13 protein-coding genes are annotated in these 18,902 nt (G+C 59.5%); 10 read left to right on the top strand and 3 right to left on the bottom strand.

Features of this window, described 5'->3' with window-relative positions; genetic code table 11:
* Positions 1–21: 21 nt before the first annotated feature.
* Both QA635_RS02895 and QA635_RS02890 read left to right on the top strand, forming a co-directional pair.
* Positions 22–2,034, top strand: a complete 2,013-nt coding sequence (locus QA635_RS02895; protein ID WP_283066770.1) for a non-ribosomal peptide synthetase — start codon at positions 22–24, stop codon at positions 2,032–2,034.
* Positions 2,035–2,099: 65 nt separating this feature from the next.
* Positions 2,100–3,278: an acyl-CoA dehydrogenase family protein gene (locus QA635_RS02890; protein WP_283066768.1), complete on the top strand. Its 1,179-nt coding sequence runs from the start codon at positions 2,100–2,102 to the stop codon at positions 3,276–3,278.
* Between the two features lie 228 nt (positions 3,279–3,506).
* Here QA635_RS02890 and asnB read toward each other — a convergent pair whose 3' ends face one another.
* Together asnB and QA635_RS02880 are read right to left on the bottom strand one after the other, a co-directional pair.
* Positions 3,507–5,189 (bottom strand): asparagine synthase B, encoded by a 1,683-nt coding sequence (gene asnB / locus QA635_RS02885; protein WP_283072169.1) that lies wholly within the window; start codon positions 5,187–5,189, stop codon positions 3,507–3,509.
* Between the two features lie 281 nt (positions 5,190–5,470).
* On the bottom strand, positions 5,471–6,850 hold the full coding sequence (locus QA635_RS02880; RefSeq protein ID WP_283066766.1) for a polysaccharide biosynthesis/export family protein: 1,380 nt from the start codon (positions 6,848–6,850) through the stop codon (positions 5,471–5,473).
* A gap of 179 nt (positions 6,851–7,029) precedes the next feature.
* Here QA635_RS02880 and QA635_RS02875 point away from each other — a divergent pair, with 179 nt between their 5' ends.
* From QA635_RS02875 to QA635_RS02860, 4 genes are all read left to right on the top strand, one after another.
* Complete coding sequence (locus QA635_RS02875; protein WP_283066763.1) at positions 7,030–8,529, top strand: undecaprenyl-phosphate glucose phosphotransferase; 1,500 nt, start codon at positions 7,030–7,032, stop codon at positions 8,527–8,529.
* Between the two features lie 166 nt (positions 8,530–8,695).
* Positions 8,696–9,823, top strand: coding sequence for a Wzz/FepE/Etk N-terminal domain-containing protein (locus QA635_RS02870; RefSeq protein ID WP_283066761.1), 1,128 nt, complete (start codon positions 8,696–8,698; stop codon positions 9,821–9,823).
* Between the two features lie 329 nt (positions 9,824–10,152).
* Entirely contained in the window at positions 10,153–11,631 is a 1,479-nt protein-coding gene (locus tag QA635_RS02865) for a lipopolysaccharide biosynthesis protein (RefSeq protein WP_283066758.1), read from the top strand.
* A gap of 70 nt (positions 11,632–11,701) precedes the next feature.
* A complete protein-coding gene (locus tag QA635_RS02860) occupies positions 11,702–12,643 on the top strand; it encodes an FkbM family methyltransferase (protein WP_283066756.1) in 942 nt (313 codons plus the stop codon).
* Positions 12,644–12,763: 120 nt separating this feature from the next.
* Here the strand turns inward: QA635_RS02860 and QA635_RS02855 are convergent, their stop codons facing one another.
* Positions 12,764–13,774 (bottom strand): polysaccharide deacetylase family protein, encoded by a 1,011-nt coding sequence (locus tag QA635_RS02855; RefSeq protein WP_283066755.1) that lies wholly within the window; start codon positions 13,772–13,774, stop codon positions 12,764–12,766.
* A 347-nt stretch (positions 13,775–14,121) separates the two neighbouring features.
* On the opposite strand from QA635_RS02855, the gene QA635_RS02850 reads away from it, so the two are divergent.
* From QA635_RS02850 to QA635_RS02835, 4 genes are all read left to right on the top strand, one after another.
* Complete coding sequence (locus QA635_RS02850) at positions 14,122–15,372, top strand: glycosyltransferase family 4 protein (protein WP_283066753.1); 1,251 nt, start codon at positions 14,122–14,124, stop codon at positions 15,370–15,372.
* Positions 15,373–15,435: 63 nt separating this feature from the next.
* The gene (locus QA635_RS02845; RefSeq protein WP_283066751.1) at positions 15,436–16,575 is read left to right on the top strand and encodes a glycosyltransferase family 4 protein; all 1,140 of its coding nucleotides are present in this window, start codon (positions 15,436–15,438) and stop codon (positions 16,573–16,575) included.
* A gap of 132 nt (positions 16,576–16,707) precedes the next feature.
* Complete coding sequence (locus QA635_RS02840; protein ID WP_283066749.1) at positions 16,708–18,021, top strand: O-antigen ligase family protein; 1,314 nt, start codon at positions 16,708–16,710, stop codon at positions 18,019–18,021.
* Positions 18,022–18,067: 46 nt separating this feature from the next.
* Positions 18,068–18,862, top strand: coding sequence for a hypothetical protein (locus QA635_RS02835; protein ID WP_283066746.1), 795 nt, complete (start codon positions 18,068–18,070; stop codon positions 18,860–18,862).
* Positions 18,863–18,902 lie beyond the last annotated feature (40 nt).

Genomic DNA, 18,902 nt, shown 5'->3' with positions numbered 1-18,902 from the left:
TTCCCGACGGGAGCGTATTTCATGAACGAAGTCCTACCTATCGCGCCGGAAGGCGTAGCGCTTCCCCTGCTGAAAGATTCCGATCATCAGGCGCTGGTTGTCGATTACAACGCCACGGCAGCACGCTATCCGTCGGACAGGACGATCATCGATCTCTTCCGCGACCAGGCGACGCGTAGTCCTGACGCTGAAGCGATCCGCTTTGGCGATGCAACGCTGACCTACCGGCAGCTCGACGAACGCTCCAACCAGATGGCCGCGTATTTGAGCTCGACCGGCGTCGGCCCGGGCCGGATCGCCGTTGTCTTCATGGAGCACTCCATTGAAGTCGTCGTTGCGATCCTGGGCGTGCTGAAGTCCGGCGCAGCCTATGTGCCGGTGGATGCGGCAACGCCGAAGGGGCGTATCACAACAATCCTGCAGGACATTTCCAACGGGACCGACGGGCGGGCGCCCGTGGCGATCACCCAGTCGCGCCTGCGTTCGGGCATTGCCGCGAACCTTGCCGACATTTTCGTGCTCGACGCCGATCTCGAGTCGATCTCGAATCAGCCGGCCTCGGCCCGACCGTCCGCTGCCACGCCGGACGGCGCCGCCTATATCATCTTCACCTCCGGCTCGACCGGCACTCCCAAGGGCGTCGAGATCGAGCACCGGAGCCTGATGAACTACATCTGGTGGGCGGCCCGGGTGTACAGTTCCGGCGAAAGCCTCACATGGCCGCTTTTCTCATCCCTCGCATTTGACCTGACCGTCACAACGCTCTTTACGCCACTCATCACCGGCGGCCGCATCGTGGTCTATCTTGGTGATCCCGGAGTGCAGAGCATGGTCGTGCTCAAGGTGATCGACGACAATGCGGTGGACATCATCAAGCTGACGCCGGCGCATCTCGCGATGATCCGCGACCGCAATCTAGAGACCACAAGACTGCGCAAATTCATCGTGGGCGGTGAGGACTTCAAGGCCGCGCTGGCGCGCGATATCACCAACGCTATTCCCCATCCTATCGAGATCTACAACGAGTATGGACCAACCGAAGCCACGGTGGGCTGCATGATTCACCGCTTCGATACCGACCGGGATCAATCCGCATCGGTGCCGATCGGCGTTCCGGCCGCGAATGCGGGAATCTACGTCCTCAGCAAAGAATATCAGCCCACCGGCCCCGGGATCATCGGTGAGATGTTCATTGCCGGCGACGGTCTCGCGAGAGGTTATTTCAATCGCCCCGATCTGACCGACGAGCGCTTCCGCACGGTCGCCGATCCCCGAGATGGGCGCTCGAAGCTGCGGCTCTACAAGACGGGCGATCTCGCCCGCTGGAACTCGGACGGACGCCTGGAATTTCTCGGCCGCGCCGATCATCAGGTGAAGGTCGGCGGCACCCGTATCGAGCTCGGCGAGATCGAAGCACGGCTTCTCAAGCACCCGGACGTTCACGAATGCGCCGTCGTCACCTCGATGACGAAAGCAGCGAAACAAGAAACGGCCCAGATCGGCCGTGGCGAACCGTCGACGACCGAAGACGGCATCGCACGACTTGTGGCCTACTATGTCGCGTCAAAACCTCTGACCGTGGCGGATCTGCGCGCGCACCTCGCCGAAGAACTCCTGGAGTCCATGATTCCGACGCACTACGTTCGCCTCGAGCGGATGCCGCTCACGCCCAACGGCAAGATCGACCGCTCATCGCTTCCCGAGCCGACGGCGGAAAACATCCAGCCGGCGCAGGTCTTCGCCGCCCCCTCGACAGAGACCGAGAAGGCGCTGGCCGCGCTATGGTGTCAACTCCTGAAGCTCGAGTCGATCGGACGCCACGACAACTTCTTCGAGCTGGGCGGGGAGTCGCTCCTGGTGGTGCGGGCGGTGTCGCGCATGCGAAAGATCTTCGGCGTCGACGTGCAGCTTCGCAACCTCTTTGAGCGCCCGACACTGGCCGAACTGGCGGAAGTTATCGACGGAATGCGCTGGGTGGCCGATTCCAATGCCCCTTCCCTCTCGGAGGGACCGAGAGAGGAGGTTGAACTCTAGCCGGAAGGTCTCCGCCTGGTCTTGGGTGGGACAGGAGCCTTTGAGTCAGGCTCACAGCAGATCGGATGAAGATGATGGACAAAGCTTGGAAGGCGGCACGAGAGCCGGAGCTGCCCTGGATGGCGGCGGAGTATGAGCTCTTGCGGGACCAGGTCCGCCGGTTCGTCAAGGAGGAAATCAAGCCCTGCGCGGATCACTGGGAAGAGAACGGGTTCATTCCCCGTTCGATCCTGCGCCGCATGGGCGAACTCGGTTTCTTCGGCATCCGCTACCCGGCTGAGTATGGTGGCGCCGAAATGGACGCTGTCGCGTCAACGGTCTTCGCCGAGGAGCTCGGGCGCTCGACCTATGGCGGCGCCGCCGACGCGATGCTCGTCCATGCCGACATGGCTTCCTCGTACGTCTTTCACGACGGGACCAAAGCCCAGCGGGCCCGCTGGATGCCGGGCATTATCAGCGGCGAGGTGATCACCGCGATCGCCATTACGGAGCCGGATGCGGGCTCGGACGTGAAAGCCATCCGCACGCGCGCGGTGCGAGATGGCGGCTCCTACGTGCTCGACGGCACGAAGCTCTACATCACAAACGGTGTCCACGCGGATCTCTACTGCGTCGCGGCCAAGACTGATCCCTCGGCCGGAAGCAACGGGATCACGATGTTCCTCGTCGAGAAGGGAACGCCAGGCTTCAGCGTCGCGCGCGAGCTGGACAAGCTCGGCTTGCGCTCCTCCGACACGGCGGAACTTGTCTTCGACGACTGCCGCATCCCCGCCGAGAACGTGCTCGGCGCGGAGGGACAAGGCTTCTACTCAATCATGCGCAACTTGCAGAACGAGCGCCTTGTCCTCGCCGCCATGGCGACAGGGATGGCCGAGGCAGCGATCGACATGACCCTCACCTACGTGAAAACCCGCCGGGCATTCGGGGGCGTCCTTTGGGACATGCAGGCGATCCGTCAGCGGCTCGCGATGCTTTCTGCGAAAGTGGAGGCAAGCCGCGGGTTTCTCTATGCCACCGCTTGGCGCATGGCGGCCGATGACGATTGCCTGCGCGAGATCTCGATGTTGAAGGCCATCTGCGGCGAACTCGTCAACGAGGTTGCGTATGATTGCGTGCAGTTCCACGGCGCCATGGGCGTCATGCGCGAGAGCGCGATCGAGCGCGTCGCGCGCGACGCGCGCGTCCTCTCCATCGCCGGCGGCGCGACCGAAGTGATGCTTGAGGTGGTCGCGTCGATGTCATGATCCTGACGCGGCGTTGAGGACGTCGCTCTGGCGTTGCTTGCAGAAAGGCCAAGTGCCAGCGCTTCGCGCGGCGGGCCGGGCTTTGAATGGTCTCGGCATCCGGGCCGGGTCGCGGCGACCGACGCAGCATACGGCGCGCCGGATTCACCCACGAAATCCGGCAGGCGTCATTGCCGCCGAACACCGGGCGACGCTGTGTGGAATCCGAGATTCGCTTGAAGGAGGATTTCACTCCGCCGCTGCAACCCGTTCGCTCGATGGGGCCTTCGAACTGCTGAGGTTTCCAACTGCTTGAACATGATCAATGGCCTGAACGTGGATCCCTTTCACGGCCCTTCCAGATGGGTCATTCATGCTCGCAAATTGCTGAGACCAGAGAAACGCCGTCGGCGTGGAGCATGCGATCGAAGGACCGACGGGCACAGTCAGGCAGGCTGTCGGGTTGTTGAAAATGCTGTCAAAGATGGTCCGGTAGAAATAGCCTTCCTTGGACGTCGGCGTTTGTCGCGGAAAGCGCTTGCTCGCCTCTGTGAGCATCTGATCCGAGACTTTATTCTCGGCTTGATGCTTCAAGCTTTCAATCCAGCTGTACCCTACCCCGTCGGAAAACTGCTCCTTTTGACGCCACAAGATCGCTGGCGGCAACAGATCGGTAAATGCTTCCCGCAATATGCCCTTCTCGATTTTCTCGCCAGGGCACATTTTCTCGGCGGGGTTTATCGACATTGCGTAGTCCAGGAATTCCTTGTCCAGGAAGGGCACACGGGCTTCGACCCCCCAAGCCGCCATTGCCTTGTTCGCGCGACAGCAATCATACTTGCTGAGCGCAAAGATCTTTCGGACAGTCTCGTCGTGGAATTCTTCTGCTGACGGCGCCATGTGGAAGTAGAGATAGCCGCCGAACACCTCGTCAGCGCCTTCTCCGGACAACACCATTTTGATGCCCATTGATTTGATTTTGCGCGCCATGAGATACATCGGCGTGCCGGCACGAATGGTGGTGACGTCAAAGGTCTCCAGGTGCCGGATCACGTCCGGCAGTGCATCCAACCCTTCCTGCACGGTAAAAACAATCTCATGATGGACCGTTCCGATGTGAGCCGCAACGTCTCGCGCATACTTCATGTCGGGTGAGTTTTCGAGGCCGACGGAGAACGAGTGCAGCCTCGGCCACCATGCCTCTTCGGTTTCTCCCGACTCGATCCGCTTGAAGCGGTGGCGCGCCGCGAGCGCCGCGATAAGCGAAGAGTCGAGCCCGCCGGAAATAAGCACCCCGTAAGGCACATCGCACATCATTTGCTGCTTGACCGCAGCTTCGAGCGACGTTCGGAGCTCCTGCAGGGACACCTTCCTGCTTGGAAGAGTATGTGCCCACTGTGGATCATACCATTTGACGAACTTTCCGGCCTTGGCGCTGTAATGATGTCCCGGAGGAAACTCCCGGATCGTCTCGCATACGCCATCGAGAGCTTTCATTTCGCTCGCGACGTAAGTCGTGCCGTCGCTGCCCCATCCGACGTAAAGCGGAACAATGCCGATGTGGTCTCGGGCGACGAAAAACTCACCACTGCGCTCATCGAAGAGGGCAAATGCAAAAATGCCACTCAGCATATTGCACACGGCAGGACCGTACTCGTCGTAGAGATACAGGATGATTTCGCAGTCGGACTTCGTTTTCCATGCGTGCGGCAGCTTCAGCGCCTCGCGCAGGCCGACATGATTGTAGATCTCTCCGTTCACGGCCAAAGCGCGACCCGCGGTCACGTCGAGAAGGGGTTGAGCGCCGTGCTCCACGTCGACGATGGAAAGGCGCTCGTGCGCGAGCACTGCGCCGTCGCTGGAATAAATGCCGCTCCAGTCTGGCCCGCGGTGCCTGACCGTCTTGGCCATCTCGAGCGCCCGGCCGCGCACCGACTCGAGCGATTCTTTAAATCCAAAGATGCCAACGAAGCCGCACAAGGAGGTTGCCCCTTCTGTAAGTTCAGATCGCAGCGAAGCGGAACAGCGGATCGAGAACGGCAAAAGTCACAAAATATTCAAGGTTCAGATCAAGCGGAATTACCTTATGCCTATGCCTAAGCGGCGACACCGTCGCATAGGCTAAAAATATACGGACAAGCGGCATCAAACTCCGTGGCTGCTCGTGTCTTCCCGACGTGCCAATCCCGATCACTCTGCCGCTTCCGGCTTTGTCACCTGCTGTCACGCCGCGAGTCTGCCGCGGTCACGTCGGTCCGGCCCATCACGACCGGAACGTTTGAACTGCTCAGCTTTCGGGGTGCCGCCTCGGGACCATCCTGATATCGCAGCGAGACCTCGATGGTGTCACCCGGCTGCAACTCGGCATCCTCGTTCACGACAATCCGTTCCGGTCCTTTCTCGCTCTTTCTAATAATAGCAATATCCGGCTTACTGCCGGCTCCCCGTGCGAGCTGCGATCGAACCATCGAAGTGTATTGAAGCTTCTCACCGACGCTCTGCAGTTTCTCGCGAATCTGATTGAGCTTTAAGCTGGTCTCTTGCAACTCACGGAACAGATCAAGCTTCCGCTGATCGTCGAGCTTGACCAACCGTCTGGCGTACTCGTCCTGCAGTTTCTTGACCTGGAGCAATTGCGCAGAGGTCTGCAGCCTCCGGGTTGCCGACAGCAGAACCGCGCGACGCGCATCCGTCACGCGAGGGCTGATCAACGATCCCTTGCCGAACAGGTCGGTCGCCTTCTGAAGGTCCTCGACGTCGGACTGAAGTCCTTCTTCATCTTTCTTTTGCTGCTCCGACAGCACGCGGACCTCGTCGTCTCCCTGCCGAACGCTGCGCTGCAAGTACGCCTTTTCCTGCTGATAGTCGCTCTGCTTCGTCTTCAGATATTCGGCTTCCGCATTGACGATTTCCGAAACCGCCGACCGGGCTATGGGCAGGTCGGCAAGAGAAGCGCTTGGATTGATCTGCGTCCCCTCCCCGAGCTCGCTCTTGATGCGCCACATACGCGCCTGTTCCTTGGCGAGTTCTGTCCAAAGCGAACCATACTCGCTTCTCAGGTCGGCTGACTCGAGATACGGGTTGTTCATCCTGATATGCATGATGTCGTAGCCACCCGCCATGGCGATGAGCTGGCGCGCGGTGCTCGCCGGACGATAAGGGTACTCTCCCGGCTTCGACACGTCCCCGTTGACGTAAACAGGCCTGTACTCCGCAACGATCGCCGTGACCTGATCTGCATCTATCACGACCACGACCTCGCGGCCGTCCACAGTCCTCTGTCGAAAGACCTTGCTCGTCATTGCGGCCCCGACCTTGGCCCGAATCTCCTGCAACGGCAGGCCGGCGACCGGGACCATCCCGACCAGTGGCAACGAGATATTGCCATCGACCTGGACGGGCGCGCGCTGCCGCAGCTCCGGCACGCCTGCCACCGCGACCTCCAGAACATCTCCGACGCTCACTCGATATTCGGCTTTCGCCTGCGCGGAAATCGTCAGGCCAACAGCCACCAGGCCCCACCTGACGCAACGGCCTGGTTGACCGCGACGGTTGTCAAGACGGAGGAAATTACGCAGCTTGGCGTGCGGCATGGCGTGCTCGATGGCTCGGTCTCACGGATTGATCGACAATCTAATCCCGCAGCGCCTCGGCTCAACTGACCATCGTAGTTACTCCCGGCTACCCATTTATTGCCAATCCGCCTCCTGACTCGAATGCTATGTTTTTGTCAGGGGGACGGACTGCTTGACGGACTGCTTGGGAGTAACCGGTGAGTTATGCGTTTTTCACCAATTCGCCGGCCCCTACCGAGCGTTCGGCGCATTCGGTGGCTGGCCGCAAGACAATTGCGGCTGACCTTGGCAAGAATAGATTGGCCGCGTTGCTGGTGCTGGCGGCAGGCGCCGAGTTCCTCCTCGTAGCCGTCGGGGCTTTTGCCGCTGCCGTCCTCTATTATCGGCTGGTCCTTGCCCTCGACTATCCGGACACTCCCAAATACATCCTGGAATCTCTTCTGATTGCCACGTTGCAACTGCTCGTATCCGTTGGGCTCCGGCAGTATTCGCGGATCCAGACGCAGCCCCGCCACATCTTCCTATGGAGCGGCGTCAGCGCCGTCTTCTTCGTATTCTCCTTCTTCATCTCAACGATATTTCTTCTCAAGATCTCGGACGGCTACTCGCGCGCGACCGTGATGGCCCAGGCGGCAAGCGTTATCGTCATGGTGCTCTTCGCGCGGGCAATATGCTTCTCGTTGCTGCAGCCTGCCATCGCATCCGGACTGATCGACGCCAGGCGCGTCATCCTCATAGGTGAACCGAGCCACTGCCTGGATTTTTCCGCACGAGTAAGCGCCACCGGAATCCGGACCATTCGCTCGTTCGAGTTGCCGACCTTTCGCAAGGGCTCTTCGGCATCGGAGCACTTCGGGGCGGTCGAAGTGCTATCCCATGTCCGCGAACTGATCGCAGAGTGCCGGCCCCTGCGAGCGGATGACATTGTCATTCTGACTTCGGAGTCGGATGTTCGGGCGGCCCTCGCGCTCGCCGGCGCCCTGTCAGAGCTCCCGGTCGACGTTCACGTCGTCCCGGTCGGTGCAATCGACCTCATGGCCGTGTCGCGCATCACGCAGTTCGGCAACATGGTGACGATGCGCATCTTCCAGTCTCCCCTGACGCCGTTCCACCGGGCGATCAAACGAGCCTTCGACATCGCGGCCGCAATTGCCGGACTTGTCATCATCAGTCCCCTCTTCGTCATCCTTCCACTCGCAATCAAGCTCGATTCCCCCGGGCCGGTGCTATTTCGTCAGACCCGGCACGGCTACAACAACGAGACTATTCGCGTGTTGAAATTCAGATCGATGACCGTGACGGAGGACGGCGACAATTTCAAGCAGGTGACCAGACACGATCCACGCGTGACCCGGTTGGGACGCTTCATGCGCCACACCAATATCGATGAGCTTCCACAGCTCTTCAACGTGCTGGTTGGCGACATGTCACTCGTCGGGCCTCGTCCGCACGCGACCTCGCAGAACGAGAGCTTCGCCCGGCTGATTTCGTCATTCTCCCGCCGTCACAACGTCAAGCCCGGCATTACCGGCTGGGCACAGGTCAACGGCTATCGTGGCGAAACCGACACCTTGGAGAAGATGCAACGTCGTATCGAGCACGACCTATATTATATCGACAATTGGTCGTTCCTGCTCGATCTCAAGATCATCGTCATGACCTTCTTCTCCAGAAAGGTCTATTGGAATGCCTTCTAGCGCGATGACGATTGCTGCATGCAGTCCGTACAGCAAGATCGCAAGGGCATTGCAGTCGATCCCGTTCCCGTTTGATCGGCGGAGGCCTCGGTAGGCCACCAGTAACTGCAGGTTCGAGACAATGCTGCAAACTCACAGAACTGACAATTCGGCACCTCAGGACACGATGCCGCCTGAATTTGGTTCGCCGGCCGAATTCGTGGCGGAGGGCCTCGCCTTTTTGCGCCGCCGCCTCTCGCTCATACTGCTGACGTGTTTCGTGATGATTGGCGTCGGCTTGCTCTATCTCGTTGTCGCAGTTCCGACGTTTACGGCAACCGCGCAACTCATCGTCGACGCCAAGACGACTTCTTCCAACGACACGGCGTCGGCAACGACGGCCGTCGAGAGTCAGGTCGCAATCCTGAGGTCCGAGAGCGTCGCTCGCGCGGCGATCGCGAAGCTCGGTTTGGCGGGGGATCCGGAATTCTCAGGTGGCGTCCTGCACCGACTCGGTCGGTCGACGTCCCGGCTGCTCGGATGGAGCAGGCCGGACACGGACGTCGTCACACGTGATGCGATGGAAGCATTCGCGCGCAAGCTCTCGGTGAAGCGCGCCGGCCTCACCTACATAGTCGATCTCGCCTTCAACTCCGCCGATCCCGATCGGGCAGCGCAGGTCCTGGACACCGTCGTAGAGACCTACATCACGACGCAAATGGACGCGAAATACAAATGGGGTCTGCAAAACGAGAAATGGGTCAAGGAACGTGTCAACGAATTGAGCAACCAGGCGTCGACTGCCAAAAAGGCAGTAGCGGATTACAACAGGGCCAGGAATGGCGTCGCGGCTCCCGCGAACGCCGCCGGGGCAGGTCCACCCTCGTCGCAATCGACCGGAGCGACGCAAGACGAACTCCGCGAACTGGAAGCCACGGCGGACGCCGCCACCAGAACTTATGACAATTTCCTCCGGATGCTGCGTTACATGGACGCCATGCAACAGCAATCCGCGCCGGTGTTCGAGGCTCGTCTGCTCACCGGAGTGTCTCATCCCTACACGGCCAGTTCGCCGAACGCCCGTTTGATACTTGGATCAGCGATCCTCGGCGGCATGCTTCTGGGGATTGGAATAGGATTGCTGCGCGACAGGTCGGACCGGGAACGCGCGCCCGCGCGCAGGTCTGCAGCCACCGCATCCGGAGGAACTGGAGTCGTCCAGGGGCTCAAGGCGAATGGCGTGAAGCCCCATTTCGATGGTTCGTTCAAGGTCGAGAAACAACACACCTACAAGGAGGCCAATCCTGACTTATAGTCGCATGAATTGGCTCCCGATCGCGATACCGCAAGCTCGATTGAAACGCCCCGGACATCACCCGTCGAACAATGCTCGTCGGCGAACCGCCTTCATCGCGACGAAGGCAGCATGTTTCTCGTTACGGCCACCGGATTAGGTAGTCCGGAAGGGCCGAATGCCCTCCGCATCCACGAAGTTACATTCGGCCTCTATCATGCGACAATCCGCCACACGATGGAAAGTTGGCTCTTGAACCTTCAGTCAGTGCGCAACCCACCATCCGCCCGCGAAGAACTCGATTACAATCGCTGGGCGTCGCGTGGCGTTAGCCAACGTTGGAATGCGCAATGACGAGCTTTTTTCAGGCGTCCGGCGGATCGGTGACCGTGCTCAGCAATATCCTCCGGCAGTCATGGCTGGCTATGGTCTATCGCTGCTCGGGCGCCGCCGTGTCCTTCCTCTTCGGCGTGAGTTTTGCGCGGATGATGACCATAGAGGAATACGGGGCGCTCATGTCGCTGATGACATTCGCGGTCGTCGCCTCCACGGTCGGCCTCTTCGGCCAGCAGTTTCGCGTGCTGCGGGAAATACCAAGCATCGCTGTCCGGAAATGTTTCCCAGAGATCGGTTCGATTGTTGCAAAGCAGGTTCGGGTGGCGTGTCTCGGCAGCATTGCCGTGACTCTGGTCTCTCTCCTCCTGTTCGTCGTTGCGCACGGCCGCGATGGAATATTCGGACGGTGGCAATACTGCACGAGCGTGCTGCTGATCTTGCCGTTGGCTTTGATCGAAATGCAGGGCTCGTTGGGGCGCGCGCTCGGTTCCGTCAACCTCGCGCTTATGACCAAGGATGTTTTGTGGCGGTTGCTCATCATCCTGTTGGGCGGCGTTCTCTTCTCGACGTTTGGCCGTCCGCTGCAGGCGGGAGACGTTCTGATGATTGCGACCGGCATCCTGGTCGTGCTGATCCCCGCTCAGAACGGTTACCTACGACGTCTCGCAGAGGGCTATAACGTATTCACCGTGGCGGTGAAGCGATCGAATGACCGGATTGGCGACATCCTTTCCACTTCGGGACCGTTCTGGGTAACCAGCATCACCAGCGTGATGGGCGGCACGATAGATGTCATCATCGTCTCGGTCATGGTCGGCCCGGAAGCCGGCGGATATTACTACGCTGCCACGAGGATCGCGTTCCTGCTTGATTTCTTTCTGGCAACATTCTGCGTACCCGCAGCGCCCCTCATGGCACGCTTGTTCGATGAAAATCGTCATGCGGAAATCACACGCATCACATCAGGAGCATCACTGGCTGCGTTCGTCGCTGTCCTCGGCTGCGTTGCAACATTGGCGGTCGCCGGCGACCTCGCGCTGATGACGTTCGGAGCCGACTTCAGCCGCGCCTACAGCGTCCTGATGGTCTTGGCAATCGGCCTGTTAATCTCGACATACTTCGGCATCGGCCCTATCGCACTGAATATGACCGGACACCAGCGGGCCGCGATGCAAATCGTGGTAACAACCTGGGCCGTGGGACTCCTGGCCATGATCAGCGCGACCTGGGCCTTTGGGGCTCTAGGAGCGGCAGTTGCTGGCTCCTGCGCAGGCGTGGCAACCAGGGTATGGACAGCGGCCTACATGTACGCCGCGGAGGGGATCGATATCACGGCCACCACGACGCTCATTGCGCTAGCAAGGCGCACAATGCGGCGAGGCCCATCCGAACCGCTCATGGACGCGGTGCGGCCGGAAACCGGCGCGACCATTCTCGACTTGCGGCCGCGCGTGCGGCGGTCGGGACACGACGTGCGTGATTCGGGGAGATAGTTGAATGCGTTCGTTGCCATACGAGGACGCGACTGCTGTAATCGGAATTGGGCGCGAGAGACGGTACCTCATGGACCAGGATACATTCGATTACGAAGTGTCGGGAAACCCGATTTCGATCGGGCTGGTGAAGCTTCTGCACACGATTGTTGCGCGGAGTACGGGGCGTGGAATCGGACTCGCAATGCGAGCGGTCCGTCCGCTCATCCATTCCCAGACGCCTTGCGTCCATTTCGCGGACGGTAGCCGCTTGTACTTTGAGCTGGACGACGCCTACTGGAATGCGTTTTTTGTCGGTCAGCCCCATCGTACCTACGAATCGGACATAGCGATGCTTCTGTTGCGACTGAAGGATGTCGACTACACGTTCTTCGATTGCGGCGCCAACATCGGGTACTGGTCCGTTCTCGTCACGTCGGAAATGCTGGGTCGCAAGCGCGCAATAGCTGTCGAGGCCTCGCGGCAAACGCTCGCGATTCTCGAGCAGAACCGTAGCGCCAACGATCGGCGCTTCGAGATCTGCCGCAAGGCCTTATTCGAGACTGACGGACAGATATTGTCCTTCTCCGACGACGGATCTCATGACGCCCGACACATCGTTACGTCGCAAGGTATGCGCTCAAAGCACGTCGAACCGGTCGTATCGATCACGCTTGATTCGCTGGCACGGCAACTGCAGATGACCGACCGTGATCGGCTCGTCGTCAAGCTTGACGTCGAGGGTGCGGAAATCTCGGCCTTCAAAGGGGCGCGCGAAGTGCTAAAGCGCGATACGCTGATCATCTACGAGGATCACGGCAACGACCGGAGCCACACGACCACGAAGTACATGCTCGAGACCGAAGGATTTCCGGTCTTCTCCATCGCTATGAACGGGGCAATTACGAAGGTCGAGGAACTCGGCTTTCTGGACAGGGTCAAGACGAACCCGAGAATCGGCTACAATTTCGTAACCTGCCCACCAGGGAGCGGATTCCACCAGTGGATGGAACGGGCTGCCGGTCGCGCATAAACACGCCGGGCGCCGCTACGGATGATCTTGGCGGAGCGCCTCATAGATTGAGAGCCCGAGCGATCTGATTTCGTGCCTCACGCACGAGCGGCTCACCGCCATCACCAGAGTGTAAGATTACTAGCTAAGACCCAGCAGTCCGTGCATCGCCGACTGGATACCGTTCATTCGGGCCTCGAACGCAAGCTTTGTGTCGAATTGTCCACCCACGCCGATACGAGGCAGTGCAAGTGGATTTGGCTTGCGATCGGACACCTGCCCATGCCGCGTGGTCACCGCGGTCGAAAAACCGACTTCCTCCGCAAGACGTTCCTCCCGAGTGTCACACGCTCCGGGGGTGCCGTAAGGATAGGCGAAATGCCGGACGGGATTCTGAAGCAAATTCTCCAGATAGCTGCGGTTGCCCGCCATTTCGGCGCGCGCTGAGGCTGCATCCAGACACGCCAGTGCCGGGTGGGAATCCGTGTGGCCGCCAATTGAAGCGAGAGGATGCTGCGCCAAGCCTTGAAGCTCGCGTTCATCCAGGAAATAAACGTCGTTCAAGGCCGATAGAGATACACCCGCATTGCGGAACGTCGGGGCGAGCAATTCGGCCCGGTTATAATCTTCGTGAACCCACTTCGCTACCTTGCTCATGGCCGACGCCTTGCTATTCAGATCGGGACAGGAAAACCGAATGTCCATCGCGTCAATGGTAACGGTGTCTCGCGAGCGAAGAATTTCGCGCAAGCCGAGCCACCATGACTGCAGCGTCCGCGTCGGAGCGCCCGTAGGAACGTAGACCGTGAACGGGGCGTTGTTGCGCTCGAGGATCGGAAGCGCCGTCGAAACGTTGTCTCGATAACCGTCATCGAAGGTAACCACAGCATAGCGGCGCGGCTGCGAATCATTTGCCAACCGCTCAAGACATGTTTCGAGGCTGACGATCTCCCACCCCTCGTGGCGCAGCCACTTGAGCGAATACTCAAAGAAGTCCTCTGACGTTCCGGTCATCAGTTCTGAGCGGAAATCCCGCTGAACCTCGTGGAACATCAGAATAGCGGCCCTGCCTGCAAAAACCTTGCGGAGAGCTGGCGTCAGTCCGGACCAACGTACCGCCTGGAATACGGCTGCCTTGAAACTCTGCCTCACGGCGCCCCCTCGTCATCGCTGGTCAGAGAATTCACCAGATGAATCTGAGGCCGGTTTAATTCCACGCGCGACGCGCCGCCGATATTCATCTTCAAATTGTCCATCGTGAGAACAGTGAGCGTCTCATAGGCACTGGCAGGCATTGCCCTCTATTTATCGTGGAACCGCTGCATCTACGCAACTGCGACACCGGTACTCACTCATAGGTACCCCTCAATTCGCCCATCCCCACCCTGAATGCGCCACCTGCCTCGGATGGCTTTCAAGATAGCCTTTTTCTGTCGAGCACAAAAAGCACCAGGCGCGGGTGGCTGTTGTGATCTGCGTATCGATGGAACGGCTCATTAATGAAGGTACTCCTCGCTAACAAATACCTCTTCAACAATGGTGGCGCAGAGACCGTTCTGTTTCAGGAACGAGCGTTCCTGACGGGCAGCGGGGTGGAAGTCATTGACTTCGCAATGCAGCACGAGCGGAATATCGAGTCACCCTACTCGACCCATTTTGTGTCTCGTCAGGATTATCGCAACGGCGGCTACCTCTCCAAGATCAGGGGCGCTCTCGCGCTGATCCACTCGCGCGAGGCCGTAAGCAAGCTCGCATCCCTGATCGACGAAACGCGACCAGACTTGATGCACTGTCACAACGTCTATCATCAGTTGACACCATCGATCGTCGGCGTCGCCAAGTCGCGCGGAATCCCGGTTGTCCTGACGCTGCATGATACGAAGCCGGTCTGTCCGGTACACACGCGGGCGCTCGGAAACCAATTGTGCTCGCTATGCCTCACCGGCGGCTTCCATCACGTGCTGACGCATCGTTGTTCCGACGGCTCGTTGGCGCAGAGTGCCACGCTTTACCTCGAAGCAGTCACGCAACAATGGCTCGGAAGCTACGAGAAAGTGGATCGCTTTATCGCACCGAGTCTCTTCATGCAGGATTCGGTATCCCGCCGCTTCTCCCCAGACCGAACGGTGCTGCTCTACAACGGCGTGGATGTCAGGAACATTTCGCCGCGCGGCCGGGACAACGGATACGTTCTTTACTGCGGCCGGCTCGCACCGGGCAAGGGTGCGGAGACGCTGTTGCGCGCCCATCAGGCGGCGGGATGTCCGTGGCCACTTGTCATTGCGGGCACGGGCCCGCTGACTGATGACTTGAAGTCGCAGTTTGCACAAAACGTGCAGTTTGCGGGTCACCTCTCCGGAGACACGCTGAGCAAAACAATAGCCGAAGCATCCATAGTGGTTGTGCCTTCGGAGTGGTGCGAGAATTGCCCGATGTCGGTCCTGGAGGCGATGGCGCAGGGCAAGGCCGTCATTGCGACCCGCATTGGCGGCATTCCTGAGCTCGTGAAAGACCGGGAGACCGGATTTCTGTTCGAGCCCGGCAATGTCGACGAACTTCGAACCCATCTCGAGTGCCTCATGGGCGACGGCGAGCTCCGCGCACAGATGGGGGCCGCCGGACGGATTCGTGTGGAGAAGCACTTCTCCCTCGAAAAGCACAACGCCGAGCTGATGGCCGTCTACCGATCACTGCTGCCGGAGCGAACCTCGGTGGTGGCTGCAGCGGTAAATGGCGCAAGGAGTCCATGAATAGTTTGTAGATTTTAGGAGGAATTCGTCGTGAGTGCGGATCATCTCGTACTGAGGGTAATCATGCTTGGCCTGCGTGGATTCCCCAATGTGCAGGGAGGGGTTGAAACTCACGCGGAGCATCTGTGTCCCCATCTCAAGAAGCTGGGATGCGATGTCAAAGTGATCGTCCGCTCCTCGTATATGCCGCCCAGTCGTGGCGACGAGTGGCACGGAGTGCGCTACCAGCGGGTATGGTGCCCGAAAGCGTCCGGCCTCGAGACGATTGTGCACTCGTTTCTCGGCGTGCTGGTCGCCGCATGGCAACGACCGGACGTATTGCACATCCAGGCCATCGGGCCGGCTTTGATGGCGCCGCTCGCGCGATTGCTGGGACTGCATGTTGTCGTGACGCATCATGGCCCGGATTACGACCGCGAGAAGTGGGGCCCACTGGCCAAGGCGGTTCTGCACGCTGGCGAAGCCTGGGGCATGCGGTTCTCCGACGGCCGCATCGTGATCTCGCAGACCATTCGGAAGCTGGTGCGGGACAAGTACGGCTTGAACTCAGACCTTATTCCAAACGGCATCACCCTGCCCGACGTACCAAGTAGCACCTCAGCGCTCGAGAAGTTCGGGCTTACGCCGGGACGATATGTGCTGATGGTGGGCCGGCTGGTTCCGGAGAAACGGCACCTCGACTTGATTCAGGCCTTTGCCGCTGCCAGGCTCGACGAATGGAAGCTCGTGCTGGTCGGGACATCCGAACATCCCAATGCCTATACCGCGGAGGTGACAGCGCGCGCCGAGGCGACTTCCGGGGCAGTCGTGGCAGGCTTTCAGTCCGGCATCGCGCTACAGGAGCTGTACGCCCATGCCGGCATTTTCGTCCTGCCTTCTTCGCACGAGGGCTTGCCGATCGCGCTGCTGGAGGCCTTGAGTTTCGGCCTGCCGGTCGTCGCCAGTGACATTCCCGCTCTTCTGGAGATCGGATTAGACAACTCGCACTATTTCCATTTGGGAGACGTATCAGCGCTCGCGGGTCGCTTGGCGTCCTTTGCAAGCAGTCCGTGGCCGCCCGAACTCCGCGAGAAAACGCGCCGCTGGTTGGCAGAGCGAGAGGACTGGCACTCTGTCGCCGAACGAACGCTCGGATGCTATCGCAGAGCCATCGAGCCACACCAAGACGTGCGGCGCCGGACCGCCCCTCCCCATGCAGCCTAGCGCGTTGCTCGGGTGGCGTGGCGGCAAGCACGTGCTGGCCGCCTTGCGCTGGAAGCGTCCCCAGCCGGCGCGACGCCGCGCCGATCTTCGGGCTGTCTTTCGACCCCTGAGTGAGCCGGAGTTCCGCTCAAGATGAATGCGCTCCTGACATTCTTTCTTTTCTTTGTTTTTGTGAGATCGTTCTCCAACGGAATCGATCGTCTGTACGGCACCGGCATTTCATCGACTCTTTCGTTGATCATCATCGCGGTCGGCCTCGTGGCAGCCTGGAACATGCGAGATGTCAGGATACACCGGAGACTCTTCACGCTGTTAATATGCTTGTCGGTCTTCACGGCCACTGCCGTACTGTCGCTTGTCGTCAATACGAGGAGCATCATCGATCAATACGTCGCGTGGTACGAAATCATCAGGTACGTCTACCTGTTCATGCTTGTGATATTGGTCTCTTCCATTTATCAATCTCCCGGCTTTTGCCCGAACATCCATCGTGTTTTTATTGTTCTGCTGTTTCTGATGTCGGCGATCGCATTGTTCCAATACCTGGCCGGATATACCGAGCTTGCATCGCCATACGACAAGTATGCACGAGCGGCGGGCCCCTCGGCGCACCCGGTATCCTTCAGTCTCGAATTGGTGCTGGTCTTCTTCCTTTGCGAGCTGTCGCGTCGCAAACTACGCCTTTCCATGGGATACAATGACATTGTCGTTTATCTGTTCTTTCTAGTCGCCCTCGCCCTCGCTGCGTCAAGGACTGGGGTCGCGCTACTCGGGGTAACCTTCGCCATATATATCTTTGCCCAGCGGCCTGCCCTCTTGCCGGCGTTCGCTGCAGCATTCGTTGTCGTCATATGGACATCTCCATTTGGAGCATCGTTTTCGGAGCTGAGCTCGGTTCCGGATTATATCTTGAGCGGTAACTACACGGTTTGGGATTGGCGCACGGCTCCGAGCTCCGTCCATTGGCGCATTTACCATTGGTACTATCTGTCCACGCTTGCACTCGAACAACCGTTGATTGGATACGGCCCCGGTCAAACGGCGCTCTACAGCCCATTCGCCCTGCTTGCGCATAGTGCGTTCGTAGAAATGTTCTTCGAAACCGGCGTGGTCGGCCTGATCTCCTTTACCGTGTTCTGGTTCAGCCTTCCGCTGGCCGCAATGTCGGACCGGCGGAAGCTTGTTGCCTGCTATGGAAGGAAGTCGGCGCAAATCCAACCTCTGAACCTCTGGATTGCCATGTTCATTGGCGTAACGCTGGTGGCGTTGTTCGATGACAGCTTCAACAGGGAAACGGTGGCGTTGTCGTATCTGATACTCGGCATTTTCCTGGTGCTGGCCCAACCTGAAGCTGCTGTTGAACGCGCCCACGGATCGCGTGAATCGCCGACCCCAATGATCGCCGGTTCACGGACTGAAGCATTGGGGAGCCCGGGAGCCATCTGAGCCGAACTTCGCTGCTGTTTTACCGGCCCCTGCTAGGAATTCTTGCGTGAAGACATACCTTGCCATTTCCCTCACCGCGCTCATGGTCCTCGAAGCTCTCGTCCCGTCACCGGGTGCCGGGGGCAAGCGTGCTCACCAGCCCATTTGCGTGTCCTTATCTATCGAATGCGTCGTATCGCAAAATTCCGGGCATGACGCCGGCATCTATCCCCACGGAGTCAGAACCTCCTACTCGTGGTATGCCGGAGGCGCTGCCGCCACTGGAAACGGCGCTCCGCCTTCTGATTTCACTTCACTGACGGGTTGGGGGCAGATCTATCCGCAAGCTGGCGCTCCGAACGTTGCTGCCAATATCTATCTGAAGGACTATCGCGTCTATGTACACTCGACGAGTGGTGGCTGGCGGCTCGTGCAGGATCAGGCAACGAATTCGGTCGGTGGCGGGCACTACGTGGCGGATTTCTCCGACAACTCCTCTACAACGATGGATCTCATTCTTGAGCCCGACCGAAGCATCAGGATGAGTTCGCCGCCGCCCGGCTACAATGATCATTTCTGGATGGAGCCGAGGGGCTCGTATGCTCCTGAAACGGTCGACGGAGTGTTTTCGTTGGCAGAGCTGCGCACCGATAGCGCGAACGCAAATCTGATTGCAAACTTCGGCGGAGACTGGTGGAGAAACACCTCGGCTCCGTACCTCTACCGTGATGGAGTGTTTGTGAACAATCCTGGCATCGGCATGGGTGCGTGGGTCAGATTGACGACGACCTACCAGTACTTTTTCTTCACGACCATGACCAGATCGCAGCTGCAGACCGATCCTCCGCCGCCCTTGCGATAGCGATCTGAACTCTGGCTCCCGATGGAATTGACTAGAGCAT

Origin of the sequence: Bradyrhizobium brasilense, from assembly GCF_029714345.1 — a bacterium.
GTDB classification, from domain to species: domain Bacteria; phylum Pseudomonadota; class Alphaproteobacteria; order Rhizobiales; family Xanthobacteraceae; genus Bradyrhizobium; species Bradyrhizobium australafricanum.
This window is presented reverse-complemented; position numbering and strand designations above follow the sequence as displayed.